The sequence below is a fragment of the Kitasatospora sp. RG8 genome (assembly GCF_017813315.1).
GTDB lineage: Bacteria > Actinomycetota > Actinomycetes > Streptomycetales > Streptomycetaceae > Kitasatospora.
This window is the reverse complement of the sequence record NZ_JAGIYX010000031.1, coordinates 46,064-68,987: the sequence shown is the minus strand read 5'-3', so window position 1 is coordinate 68,987 and position 22,924 is coordinate 46,064. Positions and strand designations below refer to the sequence as shown.

The 22,924-nt window shown below is 74.7% G+C and carries 22 protein-coding genes; 7 read left to right on the top strand and 15 right to left on the bottom strand.

Annotation, left to right across the window (positions count from 1 at the left end):
• The first annotated feature begins 370 nt into the window (after window positions 1-370).
• Window positions 371-1,585 (top strand): aminoglycoside phosphotransferase family protein, encoded by a 1,215-nt coding sequence (locus J5Y04_RS33645; RefSeq protein ID WP_245205953.1) that lies wholly within the window; start codon window positions 371-373, stop codon window positions 1,583-1,585.
• Between the two features lie 114 nt (window positions 1,586-1,699).
• Here J5Y04_RS33645 and J5Y04_RS33640 read toward each other — a convergent pair whose 3' ends face one another.
• The 3 genes from J5Y04_RS33640 to J5Y04_RS33630 all read right to left on the bottom strand — a co-directional run bounded on the left by J5Y04_RS33640 (window position 1,700) and on the right by J5Y04_RS33630 (window position 5,146).
• Entirely contained in the window at window positions 1,700-2,989 is a 1,290-nt protein-coding gene (locus J5Y04_RS33640; RefSeq protein ID WP_209416227.1) for an acyl-CoA dehydrogenase family protein, read from the bottom strand.
• A 515-nt stretch (window positions 2,990-3,504) separates the two neighbouring features.
• A complete protein-coding gene (locus J5Y04_RS33635) occupies window positions 3,505-3,999 on the bottom strand; it encodes a hypothetical protein (RefSeq protein WP_148641527.1) in 495 nt (164 codons plus the stop codon).
• A 907-nt stretch (window positions 4,000-4,906) separates the two neighbouring features.
• Window positions 4,907-5,146 (bottom strand): DUF397 domain-containing protein, encoded by a 240-nt coding sequence (locus tag J5Y04_RS33630; RefSeq protein WP_148642235.1) that lies wholly within the window; start codon window positions 5,144-5,146, stop codon window positions 4,907-4,909.
• Window positions 5,147-5,583: 437 nt separating this feature from the next.
• Here J5Y04_RS33630 and J5Y04_RS33625 point away from each other — a divergent pair, with 437 nt between their 5' ends.
• Complete coding sequence (locus J5Y04_RS33625) at window positions 5,584-6,123, top strand: PTS-dependent dihydroxyacetone kinase phosphotransferase subunit DhaM (protein WP_209416225.1); 540 nt, start codon at window positions 5,584-5,586, stop codon at window positions 6,121-6,123.
• 126 nt (window positions 6,124-6,249) lie between these two features.
• A complete protein-coding gene (locus tag J5Y04_RS33620) occupies window positions 6,250-7,179 on the top strand; it encodes an NAD-dependent epimerase/dehydratase family protein (RefSeq protein WP_209416223.1) in 930 nt (309 codons plus the stop codon).
• A gap of 78 nt (window positions 7,180-7,257) precedes the next feature.
• Here J5Y04_RS33620 and J5Y04_RS33615 read toward each other — a convergent pair whose 3' ends face one another.
• The 7 genes from J5Y04_RS33615 to J5Y04_RS33585 form a co-directional block, all read right to left on the bottom strand.
• Entirely contained in the window at window positions 7,258-8,427 is a 1,170-nt protein-coding gene (locus J5Y04_RS33615) for a GDSL-type esterase/lipase family protein (RefSeq protein WP_307853431.1), read from the bottom strand.
• Window positions 8,424-8,912 carry an NUDIX domain-containing protein gene (locus tag J5Y04_RS33610; protein ID WP_148641530.1) on the bottom strand — a complete coding sequence of 163 codons (489 nt, stop codon included), beginning with the start codon at window positions 8,910-8,912 and terminating at the stop codon, window positions 8,424-8,426. Before J5Y04_RS33610 ends, J5Y04_RS33615 begins: the two co-directional genes overlap by 4 nt.
• A gap of 131 nt (window positions 8,913-9,043) precedes the next feature.
• A complete protein-coding gene (locus tag J5Y04_RS33605; protein ID WP_209416215.1) occupies window positions 9,044-9,772 on the bottom strand; it encodes a NeuD/PglB/VioB family sugar acetyltransferase in 729 nt (242 codons plus the stop codon).
• A gap of 38 nt (window positions 9,773-9,810) precedes the next feature.
• Complete coding sequence (locus J5Y04_RS33600; protein ID WP_374106167.1) at window positions 9,811-10,578, bottom strand: sugar transferase; 768 nt, start codon at window positions 10,576-10,578, stop codon at window positions 9,811-9,813.
• 107 nt (window positions 10,579-10,685) lie between these two features.
• The gene (locus tag J5Y04_RS33595; RefSeq protein WP_307853430.1) at window positions 10,686-12,077 is read right to left on the bottom strand and encodes a glycosyltransferase; all 1,392 of its coding nucleotides are present in this window, start codon (window positions 12,075-12,077) and stop codon (window positions 10,686-10,688) included.
• Window positions 12,070-12,924 carry a polysaccharide deacetylase family protein gene (locus tag J5Y04_RS33590; protein ID WP_209416210.1) on the bottom strand — a complete coding sequence of 285 codons (855 nt, stop codon included), beginning with the start codon at window positions 12,922-12,924 and terminating at the stop codon, window positions 12,070-12,072. The genes J5Y04_RS33595 and J5Y04_RS33590 overlap by 8 nt, the downstream gene beginning before the upstream one ends.
• Window positions 12,925-13,335: 411 nt before the next feature.
• On the bottom strand, window positions 13,336-13,608 hold the full coding sequence (locus J5Y04_RS33585) for a hypothetical protein (protein ID WP_148641533.1): 273 nt from the start codon (window positions 13,606-13,608) through the stop codon (window positions 13,336-13,338).
• A 390-nt stretch (window positions 13,609-13,998) separates the two neighbouring features.
• Here J5Y04_RS33585 and J5Y04_RS33580 point away from each other — a divergent pair, with 390 nt between their 5' ends.
• Window positions 13,999-15,021 carry a polysaccharide deacetylase family protein gene (locus tag J5Y04_RS33580; RefSeq protein ID WP_307853429.1) on the top strand — a complete coding sequence of 341 codons (1,023 nt, stop codon included), beginning with the start codon at window positions 13,999-14,001 and terminating at the stop codon, window positions 15,019-15,021.
• 389 nt (window positions 15,022-15,410) lie between these two features.
• Here the strand turns inward: J5Y04_RS33580 and J5Y04_RS33575 are convergent, their stop codons facing one another.
• Window positions 15,411-16,187 (bottom strand): glutamate racemase, encoded by a 777-nt coding sequence (locus tag J5Y04_RS33575; RefSeq protein WP_209416203.1) that lies wholly within the window; start codon window positions 16,185-16,187, stop codon window positions 15,411-15,413.
• Between the two features lie 18 nt (window positions 16,188-16,205).
• On the opposite strand from J5Y04_RS33575, the gene J5Y04_RS33570 reads away from it, so the two are divergent.
• Both J5Y04_RS33570 and J5Y04_RS33565 read left to right on the top strand, forming a co-directional pair.
• Window positions 16,206-17,384 carry a glycosyltransferase gene (locus J5Y04_RS33570; RefSeq protein WP_209416194.1) on the top strand — a complete coding sequence of 393 codons (1,179 nt, stop codon included), beginning with the start codon at window positions 16,206-16,208 and terminating at the stop codon, window positions 17,382-17,384.
• Between the two features lie 24 nt (window positions 17,385-17,408).
• Window positions 17,409-18,155 carry a cyclopropane-fatty-acyl-phospholipid synthase family protein gene (locus J5Y04_RS33565; protein ID WP_209416193.1) on the top strand — a complete coding sequence of 249 codons (747 nt, stop codon included), beginning with the start codon at window positions 17,409-17,411 and terminating at the stop codon, window positions 18,153-18,155.
• 121 nt (window positions 18,156-18,276) lie between these two features.
• On the opposite strand, the gene J5Y04_RS33560 is transcribed toward J5Y04_RS33565, so the two are convergent.
• From J5Y04_RS33560 to J5Y04_RS33550, 3 genes are read right to left on the bottom strand one after another with little or no spacing between them, the layout of a single operon-like run.
• Window positions 18,277-19,152 carry an alpha/beta fold hydrolase gene (locus J5Y04_RS33560; RefSeq protein WP_245205952.1) on the bottom strand — a complete coding sequence of 292 codons (876 nt, stop codon included), beginning with the start codon at window positions 19,150-19,152 and terminating at the stop codon, window positions 18,277-18,279.
• A gap of 50 nt (window positions 19,153-19,202) precedes the next feature.
• On the bottom strand, window positions 19,203-20,402 hold the full coding sequence (locus tag J5Y04_RS33555) for a glycosyltransferase family 4 protein (protein ID WP_209416190.1): 1,200 nt from the start codon (window positions 20,400-20,402) through the stop codon (window positions 19,203-19,205).
• A 3-nt stretch (window positions 20,403-20,405) separates the two neighbouring features.
• The gene (locus J5Y04_RS33550) at window positions 20,406-21,230 is read right to left on the bottom strand and encodes a hypothetical protein (protein WP_209416189.1); all 825 of its coding nucleotides are present in this window, start codon (window positions 21,228-21,230) and stop codon (window positions 20,406-20,408) included.
• 110 nt (window positions 21,231-21,340) lie between these two features.
• Between J5Y04_RS33550 and J5Y04_RS42385 the strand changes: the two genes are divergently transcribed.
• A complete protein-coding gene (locus tag J5Y04_RS42385; RefSeq protein ID WP_245205951.1) occupies window positions 21,341-21,502 on the top strand; it encodes a hypothetical protein in 162 nt (53 codons plus the stop codon).
• 470 nt (window positions 21,503-21,972) lie between these two features.
• On the opposite strand, the gene J5Y04_RS33540 is transcribed toward J5Y04_RS42385, so the two are convergent.
• On the bottom strand, window positions 21,973-22,656 hold the full coding sequence (locus J5Y04_RS33540; RefSeq protein WP_209416187.1) for a thiol:disulfide interchange protein DsbA/DsbL: 684 nt from the start codon (window positions 22,654-22,656) through the stop codon (window positions 21,973-21,975).
• Between the last annotated feature and the right edge of the window lie 268 nt (window positions 22,657-22,924).

Genomic DNA, 22,924 nt, shown 5'->3' with positions numbered 1-22,924 from the left:
TGCCGTCCGGGTGTGATGTAGAGGTGCGCCACCTCGCCCCTCGGGTCGGGCGGCGCCCCAGGCCACGGCGGGGCTCCCCCGCCCGTGTCAGGGGGCGTCCCCGGTCCTCACCCGAGGGGGTGGCGCGGCCGGGTGGCGCGGGGGCGCCGGGCACGGCCACGGCAGTCCGGCCGACCGCATTCCCCAGGGTGCGGACGGTCGGAACACCGCCGCAGCAAGGGGCTTCGGCCCCGCGTCCGTGCCCGGCGCCCGCGCTCCACCCACCGCACCGAAGACAGGGCCGCCGTCACGCCAGGAAGCACGCGGCACCGGCCCTCCCCGCACCGCGGGGCGCACCCGCCGACGGACAGGAAGGGACCTCCCTCACCCCATGTACCCCTCAGCGACCTCCCCCTCGCCGACCGCGACCCGCACCGCGCTGCGCCCCCCCACCGCAGCCACCGGCCGTCCCGGCCCCAAGCAGGTCCCGCCGCCGAGCCGCCCTGCGGCCCCGCGCGGCACCGACGGCCGGTCCGCGGACGCGCGGGGCCAGGCCGCCCGTACGGCACTGGGGTTGCGCGCCCCCGACTCCGTCCTGCCGGGAGGCGCACGGATCCCGGCCGCCCGGCCGGGCGACGGCCGGATGCTGCGTCAGCCGATGCGGCCCGGGCAGGCCGGCGGCCCCGAGCGGATCGACCCGTCGGCGCTGCAGACCCCGGCGGTGCGGGCCGCGCTGGCCGGCGTCGCGCGGATATGCCCCGCCTTCACCCCGCGCCAGGTCCTGCGCGAGGGCAGCCGCCACATCCTGGTGGCGGGCACCATCGGGCGGGCGCCGGTGGTCGCCAAGTGCCTGGCGCCGCAGGCGGTGCGGAGTGAGTACTTCGAGCAGCTGGTGGCCGACTTCCACCACGAGGTCGCGGTGTACCGGGCGTTCGTCCGGCACCGTCCGCCGGTGCGGCTGCCCCGGCTGGTCGCGGCCGACCACGACCGCTGCGTGCTCGTCGTGGAACGCGTCCCCGGCCGTCCGGCCGCCCGGGAGCGCCACCCGGTCAACGCGCCCACCCCGGGCGAGGTCCGGGCGCTGCTCACCGCCGTCCGGACGCTCAACCTGTGGCGGCCGCCGACCGACGTCTTCCAGCCGCGACTGGACTACCAGTTGGAGATCGCCCGGTACCACTCGGTGGGCCAGCTCACCGACCGGGACGCCGGCGACCTCCGCGGCCTGCTGCACGGTCTGGGCCACACCCCGCTCCAGCTCTGCCACGGCGACGCGCTGCTCAGCAACATGCTGCTGGCGCCCTCCGGGCCGGTGCTGGTCGACTGGGAGCAGGCCGGCTGGTACCTGCCCGGCTACGACCTGGCGGTGCTGTGGAGCGTCCTCTCCGGGGACACCGCGGCCCGCCGCCAGATCAGCCAACTCGCCCAGAGCGGCGGCACGCTGGCCCGGGACGCGTTCCTGGTCAACCTGGTGCTGGTGCTGATGCGGGAGATCCGGCTCTACGACGTGCCGGGGGCGGGCGAGGAGCAGCGGATCATGATCCGCCGGCTGTACGACGACGCCGCACTGGCCCGCCGTGCGGTCCGCGCCGCGGTCGGCACGCGCTGAGGCAGGCGTCCACCACCGAGCGTGCGCTGTCGAGGGGTGCGCTGCACCGAGGGTGTGCCGGCTGCACCGAGGGTGCGCTGAGCGCCCGTCAGGCCTGCTGACGGGGCCCGGTCCTCAGGGCCGGGCCCCGCGGTCGAGGGCCGCCCGGCCGACGGTGTCCAGGACGGCCTCGTCCGGGGCGAAGTGCACCCGGCTGCTGAGCACGTCGCGCAGGTAGCGTTCGAGCGGGTGGCGCCGGCTGAGGCCGGGGTTACCGGTGAGCGCGACGGCCTGCTGGACGGCGGCCGTCGCGGCCCGGGTGACCAGCAGATGGGCGGGCCCGGTCCGGGCGACGGCGTCCGGCTCGCCCCTGTCGACGCGCGGGGCAAGGCCGTTGACCAACTCCTCCGCGCCGATCAGCTGGGCCTCGATCTCGCCGAGCGCGCAGCGGTACCGGGGCAGGCTGCCGAGCGGCTCCGTCAGGTTGGCCGGCGTGCGCTGGTGCAGGAAGCGCACCAGCCAGTCCTCGGCGGAGCGGGCCACCCCGAGCGCGATCGCGGAGAGGGCCAGGTCGTGCCAGGCCCGGGTGAGTTCGGCGGCCGACACGGTGGAACCGACAACTCCGCTTCCCGAAAGGGTGGTTCCGGCCACCGCGGAGGCGGTTCCCGAAGGGCCGGTTCCGGTTCCCGAAGGGGCCGTTCCGGCGGCGGAATTCGGCACCGCGAGCCCGAGGGCGAGCTCGGCCGGCACCCGGACGGAGTCCAGCACCACGTCGTGGCTGGCACTGGCCCGCAGGCCGAGTTGGTCCCAGGTCGGGTCGACCTCGACGCCCTCGCTCTCACCACGGACCAGGAAGGTCCCGACCCGCGGCACCGGCTCGTCGGTCCGTGCGGTGATCGCCATCCAGGTCAGCGCCTCGGCGCCGGCGCAGTACGTCTTCCGGCCGGAGAGCAGCCACCCGTCGCCGTCCCACCGGGCCACCGTGGCCGGAACCGCACCCCCGTGAGCGCCGCCCTGGCCGCCGGGCTCCGCATGCAGGGTGCTGACCAGCGCGGGCCCGCGCCGGGACTCCGTGAGCAGCCGCCGGTAGCCGGCCGTCGGCCAGCTCGCGACCCGGGCCTGTTCGGCGTGCCGGAGCAGGGTGAACGCGGTGACCACGGCCACCGAGGCGTCTCCGCGCCCGAGTTGGGCAAGCACCCGGACGGTGTCGGCGAGCGTGCCGCCCGGCCCGCCGTACCGCTGGGCGACGGTGAGGGTGAGCAGTCCGGCCTCGTGCACCGCCTCGATGCCCTGGTACGGGAACGTGGCGTCGCGGTCGTGCTCCTCGGCCCGGGCGGCCAGCAGGTCGACGACCCGGGGCAGCCCGGCAAGGGCGGTGGCGACGGGCGACTGGTCGGCGGCGACGGCGGTCGCGGTACTGGTCATGGTGCTGGTGCCTCCGGGCGGCAGCGTGGGCTCGGCAACTGCGGGCGGCACGCCGGACGGGCGCGCGGTACCGGGTTGGCGGCACCGGAGGTCAGCGGAAAGCCCGCCCCCGGATCGGCGCCGACCGCTCGGCCGGCCGCCCGCCGCCTCGGGGACGAGTCCCCCTCAGTGGCCCGGACACGCCGCGCTGGCGGTGCGCCGCAGGTCCAGATAGCTGCGGCGGGTCAGCAGCGGGAGACGGCACGACATGTTCGCGACTGTACGAAGCGGTGATCGAAACCGTCAAGCAGCGCCCGGGGCGCGGGACGGCCCCGCCGCTCCCGCCCGTCCCCCCGATTCCCGGCGCCTCCGAGGTCCCCAACGTCCCCGGCCCCACCCGATCGGGAATCCGGCCGGGAACGACAGCCGGCAGGACGGGCCGAAGCGGGTACCGCAGGCGAAGTGGACACGGAAGTGGACACGAGGGAGCGAAGCGGGCACCAGGGAGCAAAACGGACGCCGGGGGGCGGCGCCGGTCAGCCCTGCTGGAACATGTCCGCCGGGAGCGGCTTGAGCAGCTGGTAGAGGTCGTCCGAAATCGGTCGGTCCCAGGAGGCGATGGTGACCTGGACGCCGTCGCTGCGCCCGAACTGGGAGCAGAACACCCGACCCTCGCTGACCTTGACCTTCTTCACGATCAGCAGGTCGTCCCCGAGCATCACCGGGAAGTCCTCGGCCGAGACGAACTCGACCGGTTCCTCGTTCTCCAGTGCCGCGAGCAGCTGCCGGACCTCGAAGGGCACGTCGTCCCCGGTGTCGCGGGCCGGCGAGCCCTCGGGGAGATTGCCGATGAACATCGCCGGGCCTCTACCGCCGAACAGGTCGTAGCGCAGGAAAATCCCCTGGCAGGAGCCGTCCGGACCGGTCATCATGGCCGCACCGAAGTCGCCGGGCCAGTCGCCCGGGTCCATCGCGAGCACGTCGAAGTCCGGGCCGGCGGGCTGTCCGGAGCGACGGCGGAGAAAAGACATGGGAACATCGTACGTGCCCGGCACACCGCTCTCACGGGGTGGGTGGGGCACCGGACGGAGATCCACGCTCAGAGACCAATGTTGACTCTGAGCAACCGTCCGGGCTACGTTCGGTTCAGCACGACGGCCGTTCTGGGTTTCACCCTCCGGGGGGACGGCATGTCGCAACGCGGCCCTACACGCGTATCCCTCACTGTGCACATCGTCGTGCCGATCCGCCGAGCACCCAGCTTCGTCGTCGCACACCGCACAGCACAGCGAGCACAACACACAAGCCAACAGTTCCATGCCACACAAGCAAGGTCCGCGGGGCCCCGGCCCGTCGCTCCCGCGGATCTGCTCGGGACGCCGCCGCGTGGGGGCGTGCGGGTCCCGAGCACCCGGTACCGACTCCGAGTCGCTCTCGGCGTCGGTGCCAGCCTCCCGGCGACTGCCGGCCCCCTCGTGGGGTCGGGAACGGCCGACGCACCCCCGGTGCGCAGGGGATGACTGGGAGGCAGGCCTGGCAGCACTGCCGGGCTGCACAGCAGGCGCCGTGTCTGGCCGCGTGGGGGCGGTGGGCACGGCGTCTGCCTGTGCTCATACTCTGAGCTGCGTTTGTCTAACAGTCAACAGAAATAATGACGGGGTACGCTCAAACGAGATCGGACCGATGCACCCCCGATGCACGAGCGTGCGCCGGGGCGGGCCCCTGACCGGGGCCCGTCCGGTATCCGGTGTCCGGCGCCCTCGGGAACCGGCCAAGGCGAGGCCTTGGGAACGGGCACGCGCGAGAACCCGGGAACAGGCCCGCATGCGGCCCTGGGAGAGGCCCGGGTCTCGGGAGAGGTCCGGGGACTCGGCTGACGACTCGGGCCTCGGGCCTCGGGCCTCGGGCGAGGCCCCGGACAGGTCCTGGCGCGGGACCTCAGGTGAGGTCGAACTCCCCGTCCCGGGCGCCGAGCACGAAGGCCCGCCACTCCCCCGGCGTGAAGACCAGGACCGGGCCGTCCTCCTGGCGACCGTCCCGCATACCGATGTACCCGTCGACGAAGGCGATCTGGACGTCCCCGACGCCCTGGCTGCTGCACAGCCAGGTGGCCCCGCTGAAGTCGACCTTCGGCTTCCCGTTCGGTGCGAGCTCCGGTGCCGCGCCGGGCGCCGGCACTCCACCCACCCCGGCCACCCCTGCGGCCGATTCCACGTCAGTCCCGATGTTGGCTGCCACTACTGGTCTCCTCCCGACGGTCTTCCGGGGCCAGCCTAGCCACCGCCGCCGCGCCGGTCAGCGGGTTGCCGAGGACTCCCCCGACCGGGGCGGAGGCCCGGCCCCCGCCCCGGGCATCACCCGTGTGCTGCACGCCCACCCCCCGGCGCGAGCCCCGCGGAGCGTGTCCCGCGCGGGCGGGCGGCACGGGAGCTGCCAGAGTGAGGGAAGCCCCAACCGCGAGCCCGCACCACGAGCCCGCGCCGCCACCCCGTACCCCCACCCCGTACCGCGAGCCCGCACCGCCACCCCGTACCCCCGCCCCGTACCGCGAGCCCGCACCGAAGAGACACCACCCGCACCCCGCATCCCCCACCCCGCGCCCACAGGAGCAGCCGATGAGCCGCCGGGACGGCACCCGCGCCGATGTCATCCCCATCTCCGAAGCCCCCTCGGCCCACCCCCCGGCGCCCCGCACACCGCCCTCGCGCACCCCGCTGCCACGTCCGACACCCGGCCGGCCGCCCACACACGGGCGGGTCGGAATCGTGCTGGTCTCGCACAGCCAGGAGCTTGCCGCAGCCGTCCGGGCCCTGGCGCTCGCACTCGCCGGCTCCGACGCCCCCGCCCCGGTCGCCGGGACCGGGGGCGACCTGGTCTCCGGCCCCGGCATCAGTGCCGTCCTGGTGGCCGCTGCCACCCGCCGGGTCGACCAGGGCCACGGCGTGGTGATCCTCGCCGACCTGGGCGGCGCGGTGTCGACCGTCCGCGCGCTGCTCGCCGACGCCGACGAGCACGGCCTGCCGTTCCCGGTCCGCTTCGCCGACGCCCCGTTCGTGGAGGGCGCGGTCGCGGCCGTCGCCACCGCCACCGCGGGCGGCGACCTCGCCGCGGTGCTGGACGCCGCCGAGGAGGCGTACCGCCAGCACAAGGACTGAGCCCACGTCACCGCCCTTTCCCCGCAGGGTGCTTCTCGGCGTTCCACCCCACGGCGGGTGACCACCCGGCTACCATCGGGCAGGACCGGCCGGGCGGGCCGGGCGGTCGGAGGGGAAACCTCAGCCATGCGCGTGGTCGTCACCGGCGGGGCCGGATTCATCGGAGCCAACCTGGTCCGGGCCCTGCTGACCCGCGCCGAGGTGGACCAGGTCCGGGTGGTGGACAACCTGTCCACGGGCAGCAAGGCCAACCTCGCGGGCACCGGCGCCGTCCTCCTGGAGGGCAGCATCCTCGAACCCGCCCTGCTGGACGAGGCGTTCACGGGCGCCGACGCGGTGGTACACCTGGCCGCGCTGCCCTCCGTCCCGCGCTCGGTGGCCGACCCGCTGGCCAGCCACCACGCCAACGCCACCGGCACCCTGGAGGTCCTGGAAGCGGCCCGCCGGGCCGGCGGTCTGTACGTGGCCGCCGCCTCCTCGTCCTCGGTCTACGGCGCCAACCGCGAACTGCCCAAGCGGGAGACCATGCGCACCGCGCCGATGAGCCCGTACGCCGTGAGCAAGCTGGCCACCGAGGCCTACCTGGCGGCCTACCACCACTGCTACGGGCTCGGCGTGCTGCCGCTGCGGTTCTTCAACGTCTTCGGCCCGCTCCAGCCGGCCGGTCACGCCTACGCCGCGGTGGTGCCCGCCTTCCTGGACGCGGCACTGGCCGGGCGTCCGCTGACCGTGCACGGGGACGGCGGCCAGAGCCGGGACTTCACCTACGTCGGTACCGTCACCCAGGTGATCGCCGAGGCGGTGGTCCGACGGGTGGTGCACGCCGACCCGGTCAACCTCGCCTTCGGCACCCGCACCTCGCTGCTGGAGCTGGTCGGCGAGCTGGAGTCGGTGCTCGGCCACCCCGTCGAGGTCGCCCACACCGAGCCCCGGCCCGGCGACGTCCGGGACTCCCAGGCCGACAACTCCCGGCTGCGTGCGCTCTTTCCGGACATCCGGCCGGTGCCGCTGCGCGAGGGGCTGGAGCGCACGGCGGAGTGGTTCCGGACACTCTGAGGCATCCCTCGGAGCACGGCGGCCGTGCTCGGAGGACGGTGGCCACGGAGCACGGCGGCCGTGCTCCGAGGCACCCCTTCAGGGCGTGGCCGCGGCGGCGGCAGCGAAGGGCCCGCCCGGGCCGAAGGCGAGTGCGGCGAACCGCTCGCCGATCCGCCGGTGCCCGGCCGGGTTCGGGTGCAGCAGGTCGCCCAGTCCGTCGGCGTCCTCCGGGCCCAGGAGCGCGAGCCCGTCCAGGTGGTGCAGGTGCGGGTCGGTGGCCGCCCGGGCGGCGGTGATCGCGGCCAGCTCGGCGCGGACCACCTCCAGGGTGAGCGCACCCGCAGCGGTGTCGGCGGGGTCGCCGAGCGCCGTGAACCGGCGCCCGTCCGCCGTCGCCTCGTACCCCGCCGGCCCCGGAGTCCGTTCGAACGGCGGGCAGAACAGCGGGGAGACGACCAGCAGCGGGGTGTCCGGGTGCCCCTCGCGGACGGTGTCCAGGAAGCCGTGCACGGCCGGGACGAAGGTGCGCCGGCGGAACGACGCCGCCGTGATGACGTTGATCCCGATCTTGAGGCTGATCAGGTCGGCCGGCTGGTCCCGGACGGTGCGGGCGGTGAACGGGTCCAGATGGGCGTTGCCGGCCAGCGAGAGGTTGAGCAGGTCGACGCCGGCCCGCCCGGCGGCGATCCACGGCCAGACGTCGGCGGCCGAGTCCGCCTCCGGGGCCTGGCTGATCGAACTGCCGTGGTGCAGCCAGCGGAGCCGCCCGGTCGGCCGGGGCGGGTGGACCGGGGCGTCCGCGCGCAGCGCGACCAGCTCGACGGAGGTCCACTGCGGGAGCCACAGCTCCACCTCGCGCCCGCCGTCCGTGGCCCCCGGGTCGAACCGCAGGTTGGCCGGGCCGCCCGCCGCCGGCAGCGCGGCCCGGCCGACCCGGACACCGTCCAGCATCAGCTCGACGGCGCCCGGGTACGGGGACTCCGGCGGCGCGTGCAGGGCGAGTTCGAGCACCGTCGCCGCCGTCCGGAAGGCCAGCCGCACGCCGGACGGCATCATCGCCACGCGGCGCAGCGAGTCGCCCGGGGCCTGCGCGGCCGTCCAGGCGGGCAGCCGCCAGGGGCGCAGGCCGACCGCGGTGCGCTCCAGGTGCAGCGCGCCTCGGAACTCCACCGGCCCGTCGGACAGCGGGACTTCGGTCAGTCCGGGCGGGGCGGGTCGTCCGGGTTCTGCCGGCCGTGCGGCTTCTGCGGCCGGGTCGCCGGTCACGGGCGCTCCTTGCCGTCCCACTCGAAGAGGGTCGCCCCCTGGGAGTCCCGGGCCTGGCGCAGGCACTCGTGCTCCTGGTCGATCATCGGCGGCAGGTCGTCCAGGTCGAACCAGCCGACGGCGAGCGACTCGTCGTCGTTCACCCGGGCCTCGCCGCCGACCGGGCGGCAGCGGAAGACGAGCACCAGGTACTGCGTCACATCGCCGTTGGGGTAGGTGACGTCGCCCGTGACGCGCACGGCGGCGAGCACCTCGGGGACGACCTCGACGCCGGTCTCCTCCAGGCACTCGCGCACCACCCCGTCGGCGGGCTGCTCCCCCGGTTCGAGGATGCCGCCGGGCAGCGCCCAGCGGCCGTCGTCGGCCCGCTGGGCGAGCAGCACCCGGCCCCGGTCGTCGAAGACGACGGCGGCGGCGGCACTCAGCCAGAGCTTGCGGGTGCCGACGAGGGCGCGGAGGTCGGCGAGGAAGGTGGGAATGGCCATGCCTCGCACCCTATCCGGCGTCAGGAAGCGGAGCCGGGGACCGTAAGCCGGGGACGGGAGCCTGGCGTCCGCGAGGCGGAGTGTCCGCCGCCGGCGAGCCGGGGCCTGGCGTCCGCGGCCGGGACCTGGTGTCAGGGGCGGGCCGCCCGGAGCGGACGGGCGGGCGAGCCGACCACCACCTCGCCGGGCGGGACGTCCCTGGTCACCACGGCGGCCGCGCCGACGAAGGCACCCGCGCCGATCTTGCGGCCCTGGAGGACGACGGCGTTGCTGCCGACGGTGGTGTCGTCCGCCAGCAGCACCGCCCCGGACACGTTGCCGCCCGGGTAGACCGTCACCCGCTCGCCGAAGACGGTGTCGTGGCCGACGGTCGCGTTGTAGTGGACCTGGCTGTGCGCGCCAAGGCGCACGCTGCTGGACACGTACGCGCCCCCCATGACCAGACAGCCCGGCTCCAGCACGGTGTCCGAGGCGATCAGCGCCTTGGGGTGGACCAGGGTGGCGGGCGCCGCCCCCCGGGCGTCCAGCACGTCGGCGAGCCGCTGCCGGACGGCCGGGTCGGCGATGCCCACCAGGTAGCGGGCGCCGGGCGGGATGTCGGCGGGCCTGCGGACGGGCAGGCCGCGGACGGTGGCGCCGTGCTGCCGATCGTCCAGGAAGCCCGCCACCGGGACGCCGGCCGCGAGCGCGGTGCCCAGCGCCTCGCGGCCGACACCTCCGGCGCCGGCGATCCAGAGTTCCGGCTGGGCCTGGTGGGGCTGGTAAGCCTGGTAGTCCTGGCAGGCCTGGTGGGGCTCATGGGGCTCATGGGCCTGGTGGGGCTCGTGGGTTTGCCCGCTGGTGGCGGCCGTGGCAGTCATGACGTCATCCTGCCCGCTCCCCGCCCCGGCTTCCGGGTTCAGGACGCCTCCTCGACGACGGTGCGGACGGGCTGCGCCAGCCGGGGGCCGGTGGCCTGCCGGGACAGGCTGATGGTCTTGGTCGGGAACGGGGCGACCGCCGCGGGTGCGGTCATCGGCGCCGGTGCGGTCATCGGCGCGGCATACGCGACCGGGGCGGCCGGGGGGACAGGGGTGACAGGGGTGACAGGGGTGACAGGTGCGAACGAGGCAGGCGTCTCGGCGGGCGCCGCGGGCGTCTCGGGCCTCTCGGTGGGCTCGGTGGGCTCGGTGGGCGCCGGGAATCCGGGGTTGACCCCGTCGGCGGCGGTGATGCCGCTGGGGTTCAGCAGCACCCCGACGGTGAGGGCGAGGATGCGCAGGTCCAGCAGCAGCGAGCGGTGCTGGACGTACCAGAGGTCCAGCTGATCCGTTCCGGCCAGCCGGCCCCTGACCTGTGCCCAGCCGGTGAGGCCGGGCCGGACGTCGAGCCGGCCCCGCTGGCGGCGGGAGTAGTGGACGACCTGCTCGGGCAGCGTGGGCCGGGGCCCGATCACGCCCATCTCGCCGCGGACGACGTTCCAGAGCTGCGGCAGCTCGTCGAGGCTGGTCTTGCGGAGCATCTCGCCGAGCCAGGTGATACGGGGCGCGTCCGGGTCCTCCGGAAAGCGTCTGTCCCGCATGGTGCGGAACTTGAGGATCTCGAACTCCTGGCCTCGCCACCCGGTCCTGGTCTGACGGAAGAACACCGGTCCGCCCGTCGTGCAGCGGATCAGCAGGGCGATCACCAGGCCGAGCGGAATCGCGACGATCCCGGCCAGGACGGTGACCGCGAGGTCCCCCCTCGCTTCATGACGGTCCTTCCCCCTGATGCGGTGTGGTGGTGTGCGCGGGCTCAGCCGACCGTCCAGGGCAGGGCCTTGGCGCGGGCGACGGCCGCGTAGGTCTCCAGCGAGACCCTGGCGACGGCGCGCTGGTCGAAGTGCGCCGCGGCACGGCGCCGGGCTGCGGCGCCGAGCCGGTCGCGCAGGCCGGGCTCGGTGAGAAGCCGGTCCAGCGCAGTGGTGAGGGCCGGAGCGTCCCCGGGCGGGGCGAGGAGCAGGTGCTCGTCGTGGGTGCCGATCTCGCGGCAGCCGCGGATGTCGCTGAGCACCATCGGGAGGCCGCCGGCGGCGGCCTCCATGGCGGAGCGCGAGAACCCCTCGCGGTAGGAGGGGAGCACGAAGACGTCGAGGGCCGCGTACACCGCCGGCATGTCGCTGCGCGGGCCGGGGAACTCGACGCCGGACTCGGCGCCGTGGGCGTCCGGCTTCTCCGGGTCGTCCGGGCCGATCCAGACGAAGCGGGCCTTTCCCGCCAGCGCCCGGGCCGCCTCCGCGTACTCGCGGATGCCCTTCTCGGCCACCCGCCGGCCGACCCCGCCGACCAGCAGCTCGTCCGGCCCGACGCCGAGTTCGGCACGGAACCGGGCGCGGGCGCGAGCCCGGTCGCCCGGGTCGGTGGCGAAGCGGGTCAGGTCCACGCCGTTGCCGACCACGCGCGAACGGCGGGCCGGCACGGCACGGGACAGGGTGCGGCGGTCCTCGCCGTTCTGGTACAGCTCGGCGTGCGAGAAGCGGCCCGCGAAGGCTTCGGCGCCGAGCACGAACGCCCGCTTGGCGAAGGGGTCGTGGGCCTGCGCCCAGAGACCGTGGCAGGTGTTCACCACCACGGGCACCCGGGCGAGCCGTCCCAGCACGCGGCCGAGCACGCCGGTCTTGGGGTTGTGGGTGTGCAGCACGTCCGGACGGAGCCGGTTCAGCACGGCGAGCAGCTCGCGGGCGGCCGCGGCGTCGGCGCGGGGCTGCCAGGCCCGGGTGAGCGCGTGCAGCGGCTCGTGCCGGACGCCGATCGCCTCCAGGGCGGGCACGTACGGGCCGGGCGCGCTGATGCCGTAGGTCTCGAAGCCGGCCTCCAGGTCCACCTTGAGCTCGGTGGCCAGGAGGAGGTGGAGGCTCATGTCGACGGTGGTGAGGTGGGCGACGCGCAGCGGGCGGCCGCCGGGGCCGCGCAGCCGGGGCATCAGCGCGCGCGGCCCGGATGCGGTGGGGTCGGGCGCGGTGGGGCGCGGCGTGGTGGGCCTAGGTGCGATGGGCCGTGGTGCGCGCGGACGGGGCGCGGCGGGCCGCGGCGCTGCGGGGCGGCCGGAAGCGGTGGGCTCGGCGCCGACGAGCCCTGGAGCGCCGGACTCGGAGGCACCTGGCTCGGGAGCGGTGGGCTCGGGTAGCGGGGCGGTGGACTCAGGCACGCGCACCCACCGCCTTCGCGGTCGCGACGATCCGGGCGTAGGCCCGCTCGGGTGTCAGCCGGCCGTAGAGCTTCGCGCGGAAGAAGTCGATCGGGTCGGTGCGGCGGACCGGCACCCGGCACAGCCGGACCGGGTTCCCGCCAGGGGTGTTGCGCCCGACCTCACCGGTGGCGGCGGTCCGGAACCGGGCATGCAGCGCCGGCTCCATGTGCGGGACGGGAACGCCCCAGGTGTAGGCGTAGTGCCGGGGGCGGGCCCCGAGGTGCTGCTCGACGTCGTCGTTGCAGGCGTCCAGTTCGGCGGTGGTGAGCAGCTCGGGCCGCGCGTGGCTCCGGGTGTGGTTGGCGACCGTGCACAGGCCGGAGGCGGACATCTCGCGCAGCTGCTCCCAACTGAGCCCCGGGGCGCCCGAGGCCTTCGCGGTCGAGCCCTCCCAGCGCATCTCGCCGCCGACGTGGCCGCTGGCGAGGTAGACCGTGAACGGGAGGCCGCGCTCGCGCAGCAGCGGCCAGGCGTTCTCGTAGACGTCCGCGAAGCCGTCGTCGAAGGTGAGCACCGTACTGGGGGTGCGGCGGCCGGCCTCGATCCGGTCCACGGCCTCGTCCAGCGGGACCACCCGGCCGGGCGGGAGTTCGGCGAGCAGGTCCGCCTGGGCGGTGAAGTCCGAGGTGGCGACGTCCAGTTCGTCCGGGCTGCCGCCGCCGACGCGGTGATAGATCAGGACGGTGGCACCTTCGCCCGGCCTGCCGCCGACCGCACGGGCCAGCTGACGTTTCACCTGCGCGCGGATGCCCCCGGACGCAGCGGCCGCCGCCCCGGACGCCGCGGGCCCGGCTGTGCCGCTCATCGATCCCCCTCCGCCTTTTTTCGCCCTTGGCGGCGCCCTCCCCGGCGCCGCCAAGTGGCCTTTCATCCGGCGCAGTTGGCGACCGGGTGAAATCACAGTAGGGGGAACTGTGGGGCTGATGACCCGGAATTGTGAAAGAAGCGAGAAGGAGTTGGCGCATGGGCTGAAAACCGGCCGATCTGACCGGTTGGAATCGATCAGCCGTTCAGTCGACATCCTGGCTTTCCGGCCTCCCGGCCGCGCCCGGCCCGGCCCGGCCCGGTCCGCCCGCCCGCCCGCCGATGGGGCTGCGATCCCGGCCGGTCGCCGTCCCAGCGGGTCGCGCCGGTCGCCGTCCCAGCGGGTCGCGCCGGTCGCCGTCCCAGCGGGTCGCGCCGGTCGCTGTCTCAGCGGGTCGCGCCGGTCGCTGCCTCAGAGGGTCGCGCCGCGCCGGTACCTCAGCAGGGCGAACGCGATCCTGCCGAGCAGGAGCACCCCGGCCGCAAGACAGCCGGCCACCGCCATCGCCCACGCCGGACCGTCACTGTCCGGAACGACCACCGCGACCACGATCCCGATCGCCAGACAGGCCAGGCCGACCATCGCCAGCGGGATCTGGTGGGTGACCAGCGCACCGCCACTCCATGCTCGGGCCATCCGGGTCGCACCGTGCAGGTGGAAGTGATCACGTTCCGCATCTGCCATGAGCCCAAGGTACCGCGAGGCCGCCCGGGAGGCAGCCCGCAAGGAGTGGTATTCCCGGCACTCTGCGCAACCGAAATGGCCTCGGCGACACTCCGGCGCACCCCCTGGGGGGTTTGTTTCGGACCCGCGAAAAATCCTCGCCCGTCCGGTACAACCATCTACGGCGTGTAGGGGTCTCCACTACATTGAGCGATCCAGGAGCCGTCCGCGGTGCGGGTTGGGAGTCCCCGCCGAGGACCGGAAAAACCCAGGGGGCGGAGCCGCCGTGCCCTGGAGTCGGAGGCCGGGCTCCGTCCTCCGGCGGTACCGCCACGCCGCACCGGCGACCGAGGGGGAACCGTGCCGCAGTCCCAGTCCACGACATCGATCTCCAGGCCCCGGAGCAGCTCCGTGGTCCGCGCCCTTCCGGGCGTGAACGTGCACCCGCTGTCGCAGGCGGCCGCCGGGCAGCCGGCCGCCCGGCAACCCGTCGTCCGTCCGGTAGCAGCGGCACACCAGTCGGCCGCCGGGCGCGGTGACTGGCTGCGCTTCGCCCCCGTCCAGCCGCTGTTCCGGGCCCGGGCCGCGCAGCGGCTCGCCGTGCTCGCGTACCACGGCGTCACCGACCCACGATCCTTCGGCGCCCAGCTCGACCGCCTGCGAAGACTCGCCACACCCGTCTCGCTCTCCGCCGTCCAGCGAGCCGTCACCGAACGGCGGCCCCTGCCGGCCCGCAGCGTCCTCGTCACCTTCGACGACGCCGACCGCAGCGTCCTCACCCACGCCCTGCCCGCCCTCAACGACCGGGGAATCCCGGCCGCCGCGTTCGTCATCTCCGAGCTGATCGGCACCGAGAAACCGTTCTGGTGGCACGAGGCCGACTTCCTCGCCCGGCACGGGGGACGCGCCCGCTCACTCGACTGCGGACACCCCTCGCAGCTGCTCCCCCGGCTCAAGGCCATGGCCGACCCTGACCGGCGGCGCAGCCTCCAGGAGCTGCGGGTCAGCGCCGACCGTCGCCCTCCCCGGCAGGAACAGCTCACCCCCGCCGACCTGCTCGCCCTGCGCGAGGGCGGAGTGGCGATCGGCAACCACACCCAGGGGCACCCCTGTCTCGGCCGCTGCGACGACGCCACCGTCCGTGCCGAGATCACCGGCGCCCACGAGGCCCTCACCCGCTGGCTCGGCGAACCACCGGCCGCCTTCGCCTACCCCGACGGCGGCCACGACCCGCGCGCGGAAAGCGTCCTGCAGGAGCTGGGCTACCGCCTCGGCTTCCTCTCCGACCACCGCCTCGGCCCCCGCCTCCCCAACCACCCCCTCCAGATCAGCCGCCTCCAGGTCGACTCGACCACCAGCACCCGCCGGTTCGACACCATCCTCTCCGGCCTCGAACCCGCCTACCGCCGCTGGCGCGGCCAGGCCGTGGCCTGACGGCGAAGGGCTAAGCGGATCGCTTGCGCAGGAAGTCGGCCCACCCGACTTCCTGCGCAGCGGCGGCGGCAGCGGCCCGCGCGCGCTGCACCAGCGCGGCGACAACTGTTTGCAAAGTGTGGCCACGCCCGGCGACACCCGCGCACCAGAAGCCGGCCCGTCCGACTTCTCAAGCGGCTCGAAGCCTCCTCCGAGGCTCGGGGTGCGCGGAAGGCTACCGGAGGACACCCCGCAGCCTCGGTCCCGGGCCCGGGCCATCGAGGGCACACGGGTCGGCCGACTGGTCGGATGGGAAGGCCCGGAGAGGCGGGGAGCCGACCGCAGGCTGCCAAAGCGGCCGGAAGGCGGGAGGGGCGCCGCCGGCAGCAGCGAAACGGGAGCCCCGACCGTCAGACCGCCGGGGTCGTGGCGGCGAGGCTGTGGCCCTGCGGGTAGAGGAGCGCGGCCGGGGGCAGCGCGGCGGGGGCGCCGGCGTGGAGGACGGTCAGCGTGCCGTTGCCGGTGCGGGCCGGGTCGGCGATGCGGCGGAGTGCCTGGGCGGCGACGGCGTCGGCGGAGCCGTGCAGGATGAGGTCCGGCGCCGCGACGGGAGCGACCGCGGCGCGGATGCGGTCGGCCACCAGTTCGTAGTGGGTGCAGCCGAGCACGATGGCCGCCGTGCCCGCCGGCGTGCGGGCGGCCGCGTCGGCGATGGCCGCGTCGATGGCGGCGTCGTCGCCGTGTTCGACGGCGTCCGCCAGGCCAGGGCAGGCGACCTCGGTGACGGCGGCCGTCCCGGCGAAGTCACGGATGAGGCCGCGCTGGTAGGCACTGCCCGTGGTGGCCGGGGTGGCCCAGATGGCGACCGGGCCGCCGAGCGCGGCGGCCGGCTTGATGGCCGGGACGGTGCCGATGACGGGCAGCGCGGGCTCCAGTTCGGCGCGCAGGGTGGCGAGCGCGTGGACGGAGGCGGTGTTGCAGGCGATCACCAGGGCGTCCGGCCCGAGGGCGGCGGCCGCCCGCGCGCAGCCGAGGGCGAGCGCGGTGACCTCCTCGGGTGTCCGCGGGCCCCAGGGCATCGAGGCGGGGTTGGAGGAGAGCACCAGGTCGGCGTCGGGGCGGAGCCTCCGCAGGGCGGCAGCCGCGGCCAGCAGGCCGATTCCCGAGTCCATCAGTGCGATCTTCACAGGGCAAGACTTTAGTCGATGCCCCGCTGCGGGCCCCGGGTGCGGCAGACTGCCCGAGTGACCGTCCTGCTGTGGATCGCCGTGCTCTCCCTGCTGGTCTGGCTCTGGCTCGCGTGCTGCCACGGGTTGTTCTGGCGTACCGACGTGCGGCTTCCGCCGCGCCGTCCGCCCGCCCGTTGGCCGCAGGTCGTGGTGGTGGTGCCGGCCCGGGACGAGGCGGAGGTGCTGCCGCTCAGCCTGCCCGGCCTGCTGGCGCAGAAGTATCCGGGCCGGGCCCGGGTGGTGCTGGTGGACGACCACAGCTCGGACGGGACCGGAACGCTGGCGCGTTCACTCGCCACGCCCGGCGGGCTGGAGCTGACCGTGACCACCCCTCCCCCGCTGCCCGCCGGCTGGACGGGAAAGCTGTGGGCGCTGCGGCACGGGGTGGAGCTGGCCGGTCCGGACGCCGAGTACCTGCTGCTCACCGATGCGGACATCGCGCACGGACCGGACTCGCTGGCCGAGCTGGTGGCCGCCGCCGAGACCGGCCGGCTGGACCTGGTGTCGCAGATGGCCCGGCTCCGGGTGGAGACGGGGTGGGAGCGGTTGATCGTGCCCGCGTTCGTCTACTTCTTCGCCCAGCTGTACCCGTTCCGCCGCAGCAACCGGCCCGGGGCCCGGACGGCCGCGGCGGCGGGCGGCTGCTCGCTGGTGCGGCGGGAGGCCCTGGAGCGGGTGGGCGGGGTGGCGGCGATCCGGGGGGCGGTGATCGACGACGTGTCGCTGGCCCGCGCGGTGAAGGCGGCGGGCGGCCGGACCTGGCTGGGCCTGGCGGAGCAGGTGGACAGCGTCCGCCCGTACCCGCGGCTGGCCCAGCTCTGGCGGATGGTCTCGCGCAGCGCGTACGCGCAGCTGCGGCACTCCCCGCTGCTGCTGGTCGGGACGGTGGCCGGCCTGGCGCTGGTGTACCTGGTGCCGCCGGTGGCGGCCGTCACGGGGGTGGTCACCGCGCACTGGGCGGTGGCGGCGGCCGGCGGGGCGGCGTGGGCGCTGATGGCGGGGACGTTCGTGCCGATGCTGCGCTACTACCGCCGGCCGGCGCCGGCCGCGCTGCTGCTGCCCTTCACCGCGTTGCTCTACCTGCTGATGACGGTGGACTCGGCGGTACAGCACTGGCGCGGGCGCGGGGCCGCCTGGAAAGGCCGGACGTACTGAGCCCGAGTGGGCCACACTGTTCGAATGGACCGTCAGATGATCTCCCGCCTCGCCCACGCCCACCACCCGATCGCCGCGCCGATCACCGACGAGTCGGTGGCCCGGCTGCTGGCCAGGGCGACCGGGCGCACCGAGACCGGCCGGGCCCTGGACCTCGGCTGCGGCGAGGGTGCCTGGCTGGTCCGCGCGTTGGCGGCGCGGCCGCACTGGCAGGCGGTCGGCGTCGACCTGGACGCGGCGGCGCTGACCCGGGCCCGGGAGACGGCCACGGCGCTCGGGGTGGAGCGGCGGATCGGCCTGCACCACCTGGACGCCCGCGAGTTCAAGGCCAAGGAGCCCTTCGACCTGGTGCTGAACGTCGGCGCGACGCACGCCTTCGGCGGCCTGCTGCCGACCCTGGCGGCCGCCCGCGAGTTGCTGGCCCCCGGCGGTCTGGTGCTGGTCGGCGAGGGTTTCTGGGAGCGCGAGCCCGCCCAGGCAGTGCTGGACGGCCTGGGCGCGGCCCGGGACGACTACGCCGATCTGGCGACCACCACCGACCGGGTGATGGCCGACGGCTGGACGCCGGTGTACGGGTACGTCAGCAGCCTGCAGGAGTGGGACGACTACGAGTTCTCCTGGACGGGGTCGCTGTCGGCCTGGGCACTGGACCACCCGGACCACCCGGACGCGGCGGCCGCCCGCGAGGCCGCGGACCGGCACCGCACGGAGTGGCTGCACGGCTACCGGGGCACCCTGGGCTTCGTCACGTACCTGCTGCGCCGCGACTGAGCCGAGGCCGGGCCGAGGCACGCCGGCCCGGCCCCGCACACCCGCTCCCGCACACCCGGCCTCGGCAAGCCCGCCGCACCCCATCCCCACCCCACCCCTGACCGGCGGCCGGGGCGCGGGCCTACTTCTGCGTGCGGGCGAGGAAGTCGTCGATCAGCGGGGCGATCTCCGGCAGCTTCTCCTCCAGCGCGAAGTGCCCGGTGTCGAACACGTGCAGCTCGGCGTCGGGCAGGTCGCGCAGGTAGGCCCGGGCGCCGGGCTCGGTGAAGAACGGGTCGCCCGCGCCCCAGAGGATCAGCGTGGGCGGCCGGTTCGCGCGCAGCCACTCCTGCCAGACGGGGTAGAGCGCCACGTTGGAGTGGTAGTCGAGGGCGAGCTCGACCTGGATGTCCTTGCGGCCGGGCTGGTCGAGGAAGTGCTGGTCGAGGGTCCAGCCGTCGGGTGCGACGAGTTCCGGGTCGCCGGTGCCGCCCTCGTACTGGCTACGGGTGACCTCCAGGGTGAGGATGGAGCGCGCCCGTTCGGCGGCGCCGTCGACACCGTGCTGGTTGGCGATGAACTCCCGCGCCAGGTCGGAGAGTCCCTCCTCGTAGGCGTTGCCGTTCTGGACCACCAGGCCGGTGATCCACTCCGGGTGGCGGGTGGCCAGCCGCAGGCCGACGGGGGCGCCGAAGTCGAAGACGTAGAGGGCGAACCGGTCCAGCCCGAGGGCCAGGCAGAAGCCCTCGACGACGTCGGCGAGGGTGTCGAAGCGGTAGGTGAATTCACCGGGCGCGGGGCTGTCGCTGTGGCCGAAGCCCGGGTAGTCGGGGGCGATCAGGCGGTAGCGGGTGCCGAGCGCGTCGAGGAGCCGGCGGAACTGGTGGGAGGCGGAGGGGAATCCGTGCAGCAGCAGGAGGACCGGCGCGTCGCTCGGACCGGTCTCCCGGTAGAAGACGCGCAGGCCGTCCACGTCGACGTGGCGGTGCCGGATGTGCGGGATCGTCAGCTCGCTCATGCTAACCATTAAACTCCCACGTACTGGTTAGATGCAATGCCCTCCGGCGATCACCGGCCCAGCAGCCGCAGCGCGGCCGGCTTGGTGAACTCGTACCGGGTCATCTGTTCGAGGTCCTTCAGCCAGCCCGTCACCCGGGCCGGGCGGGCCAGCACCCGGCCGTACAGCTCCTCGAAGGCGGAGGTGACGGTCTCCAGTGAGAACCGGCCGACGACCCACTCCCGCCCCCAGGAGCCCAGCCGGGCCCGGTGACCGGGGTCGTGCAGCAGTCCGCGGAGCTGGCCGGCCAACGCCTCCGGCGCACGCGAGCCGTCGCCGAAGCCGTACATGCAGCGCGAGGCGTGCGGCTCGACCAGCGGACCCGGCTCGTGCACGGCCGTGTACCCGGCCGCCCCGTGGACCACCACCGGTTTGCCGAAGGCCAGGCCCCGCAGGGCCGAGCCCCCCATGCCGAGAACGACGTCGGCGGCCTGGTATGCGGGCCGCGGATCGGCCAACTGGCCCGGTACCAGCACGGCTTGACGGCCCAGCTCGGCATTGACGGCAGCCGCCCGGGCGCGAATCCGCTCCAGGCTGGGCCCGGCACCGACGATCACCAGCCGGACCTTCGGGTCGTCCAACCGCCGGACGGCGTCGACGGTCAGCTCCACACCGGCGTCCTTCTCCAGCGCGGGGACCAGCCGGGTGACGATGGCGAGCAGCAACTCGTCCTCGCCGATTCCGTGTTCACGGCGGAACGCGGTTCCGTCGACCTGGCCGGGCGCGTCGCCGGCGGTGTTGACCGGCGGTTCGATCAGGCTGACGTCCCGGTGCCCGAAGGCCCGGCCGTCCCCCATCAGCGCGCCGAGGCCGAGCACCAGCGGCTGGTGCCGGGGCAGGCCGCGCAGCATCCGGATGCCGTAGAAGGTGGTGACCACCGGCAGCCGGCCGTAACGCCCCGGCCCGAAGTAGGAGTTGCGGGCGGCACGGACCTCCCAGGCGTGCAGCAGCTGGCTGCCGTGCTTCGCGGCGAGGACGCCGAGGCGGCGGCGGATCTCGGCGTGCGGGGTGTCCGGACCGCCCGCGACCACCACCTCCAGCCCGTGCCCGGCGGCGAGGTCGACCAGCGGGGCGGGGCCGTCCACTCCCAGGGCGAACAGCACCGGGGCGTGGCCGCGGTCGCGCAGGGTGCGGGCGATGTCGACCGCGTTGAGCTGGGCGCCGCCCAGGGCAAGGTTGTTGAGATGGACCAGCACCCGGACGGGTCTCAAGGGTCACTCCTCCCAGTGGTGCGGGACGAAGACCGGCGCGGCCAGCACGACCGCCCGCGGCGGCGTGTCCAGCATCGGGCCGAACACGTCGAACTGGCCGACCGAGTGCCAGCTCATCAGCGTCCCGCCGTCGGTCCGCCCGATGCTGTAGACGCCGGCCCAGAGCGTGTACCGGCCGCGCGGCAGCGGCAACCGGGGTATCACGCAGGCGATCTGGTGGTCGTCGCCGGTGAGCCGGACCTCGAGGCTGATCTGGAAGATCGGGCTGGAGGTGCCCTCACTGACACCCAGGTGCAGGGTCGCGTCACCGCGGTAGTCGCCGGCGAGGGTCAGCTCGATCGTCATCGGCTCGTCGGTGGTGAGGCTTTCGCGGTCCTCGCCCCGGACGGCGTGCTTGACCAGTTGCAGCGGCTCGCCGGTACGGCCGCCGGCCTCGGACTGCGCCTCGATGGAGTCCCGGTAGCCCGCCATCGCCTCCTTGATGCCCGCGTCCACCCGCACCGAGCCCTGCTCCAGCCAGATGCCGCGGCGGCAGATGGACTCGACGGCCGGCAGGTCGTGGGAGACGAAGACGATCGTGGTGCCCTGCTCGGCGACCTCGCGCCTCCGGTCCAGGCAGCGCTGCTGGAAGACGGCGTCGCCGACCGCCAGCACCTCGTCCACCAGCAGGACGTGGGGCTCCAGGTAGGCCGCGACGGCGAAGCCCAGGCGCATCTGCATGCCGGAGGAGTAGAACTTGACCTGCCGGTCGATGGCACCGCCGAGCCGGGCGAACTCCACGATGTCGTCGAAGCGGGTCGCCACCTCGCGCCGTCGCAGGCCGAGCAACGCGCCGAACAGGTAGATGTTCTCCCGGCCCGTCAGATCCGGGTGGATGCCGGCCCGGATCCGCGGCGGGGGCGGTCCAGAAGATCAGGAAGAGCAGTCCGAGGACGCCGATGCCGATCACCATGTCCACGCCGGCGACCAGCATGGTGGCCAGCGCGAAGACCTCGCGCGGGCAGTACACCTTGTTGAGCAGGCTGAGGTTGTTGGCCAGGCTCAGCGCGCCCTGGTTCATGGTGTTGCTGAAGAACTGCCAGACGATCAGGCCGACGTAGGCGAAGAGCGGGTAGGCGGCCGTACCGGTGTCGATCTTCACCGCGCGGTGGAAGACCAGCGTGAAGACGGAACAGAGCGCGAGCGGGGTCAGCACCGCCCAGGCGAAGCCGAGCACCGCCTGCTTGTACCGGGCGCGCAGGGCGCGCTCGGCCAGCGCGCGCACCAACTCTCGTGCGCCCCAGAGCTCCCGGGCCACCTGCGCGGGGCTCAGCCGACGCTTGAAGACCAGCTCCGGTGGCGGCCCGTCGGCGGCGGGCCGCCTCGGAGCGGCCGTTGTCCGGCTGTCGCGCTCGTCGACGACCTGCGCGCGTTGTCCCCCCACGGACCCCCGCCCTCTCCGGTACCGCCGGTATCGAGAAGTGGGCCCGCCACCACGGCAGTTACCGGCCTCGGCGGTGCGACCCGGCGTCCACTCCGGCACAGAGGGTGGTCGCCGGAGCTCGGTTCGGTGAAGGTGATCGGGTCGGGGTCAGTGCTGCTCGTGGCGGGGGTTGCGCTGCTGGTCCTGCTGGACCAGCCGGTCGAGGACGTCGGGCATCGCCTCGACGCCGCCGGCCTGGGTGGGCGAGGTGCGCTGCTCGCCCTGGACGACGACGGTCGGCAGCTCGTTGATCCCGTACCGGACGAACATCGCGGCGGCCTCGTCGACGGCCTGCTGCACGTCGGCGGAGCGGTAGGCGTCCCGGAACTGCTGCGGGTCGACGCCCTGGCGCAGCGCCCAGTCGGTGGCGGTGTCCTCGGTGGTGAGGTCCTGCTTGTCGGAGTGGATCGCACGGAAGGCGCCGGTCTGCAGGCGCTCGACCAGGTCGAGGCGCTCCAGCGTGTAGTAGAGGCGTGCGTGGCCGCGCTGCGCGGCCTCCTCGCGGCTGCGCGGCCAGATCGCGGGCACCCGGCGCAGGTCGACGTCCTCGCGGTGCTTCTCGGTCCAGGCCTGGAGCGGCTTCTCCAGCTGCTGGGAGTGGCCGCAGTCGTACCAGAAGAACTCGACGGCCTCGGTGCGGGCGCTCGCGCGCGCCGCCTGGGACTGGTCGATCCGGGTGAACCGGGAACCCTCGGTGGCGGGTTGGCTCGTGGCTGCGCCGGCCTGGACGGGGGATGCGGCGATCCCGGCGGCGACGGCGAGCAGGACGGTGGACCTCAGCAGCGTCTTCACACCGGGCAGTCTGACGGTGACGGATCGTCATCGACGAGTCGGCCCGGGGAGGCCGGGCCGGGATTCGCCCGTTCGGCGCAGCCCGGCCCGGGACCGCCTGGTCCGTCACCGGTCCGTCACCGTCCTGTCGCCGCCCCCGGGGCCGCGGCCGGCGACAGGACCAGGCCCGACCCCGGGACGGCGGCCGGCGACAGGACCAGGCCCGACCCCGGGACGGCGGCCGGCGACGGGACCAGGCCCGGTGACGGGACCGCGGCCGATGACGGGA

Coding starts and splice junctions, on each gene's coding strand:
- J5Y04_RS33645 (WP_245205953.1), top strand. CDS start 371: ATGTACCCCTCAGCGACCTCCCCCTCGCCGACCGCGACCCGCACCGCG.
- J5Y04_RS33640 (WP_209416227.1), bottom strand. CDS start 2,989: ATGACCAGTACCGCGACCGCCGTCGCCGCCGACCAGTCGCCCGTCGCC.
- J5Y04_RS33635 (WP_148641527.1), bottom strand. CDS start 3,999: ATGTCTTTTCTCCGCCGTCGCTCCGGACAGCCCGCCGGCCCGGACTTC.
- J5Y04_RS33625 (WP_209416225.1), top strand. CDS start 5,584: ATGAGCCGCCGGGACGGCACCCGCGCCGATGTCATCCCCATCTCCGAA.
- J5Y04_RS33620 (WP_209416223.1), top strand. CDS start 6,250: ATGCGCGTGGTCGTCACCGGCGGGGCCGGATTCATCGGAGCCAACCTG.
- J5Y04_RS33610 (WP_148641530.1), bottom strand. CDS start 8,912: ATGGCCATTCCCACCTTCCTCGCCGACCTCCGCGCCCTCGTCGGCACC.
- J5Y04_RS33605 (WP_209416215.1), bottom strand. CDS start 9,772: ATGACTGCCACGGCCGCCACCAGCGGGCAAACCCACGAGCCCCACCAG.
- J5Y04_RS33590 (WP_209416210.1), bottom strand. CDS start 12,924: ATGAGCGGCACAGCCGGGCCCGCGGCGTCCGGGGCGGCGGCCGCTGCG.
- J5Y04_RS33585 (WP_148641533.1), bottom strand. CDS start 13,608: ATGGCAGATGCGGAACGTGATCACTTCCACCTGCACGGTGCGACCCGG.
- J5Y04_RS33570 (WP_209416194.1), top strand. CDS start 16,206: ATGCCCCGCTGCGGGCCCCGGGTGCGGCAGACTGCCCGAGTGACCGTC.
- J5Y04_RS33565 (WP_209416193.1), top strand. CDS start 17,409: ATGGACCGTCAGATGATCTCCCGCCTCGCCCACGCCCACCACCCGATC.
- J5Y04_RS33560 (WP_245205952.1), bottom strand. CDS start 19,152: ATGAGCGAGCTGACGATCCCGCACATCCGGCACCGCCACGTCGACGTG.
- J5Y04_RS42385 (WP_245205951.1), top strand. CDS start 21,341: ATGCCGATCACCATGTCCACGCCGGCGACCAGCATGGTGGCCAGCGCG.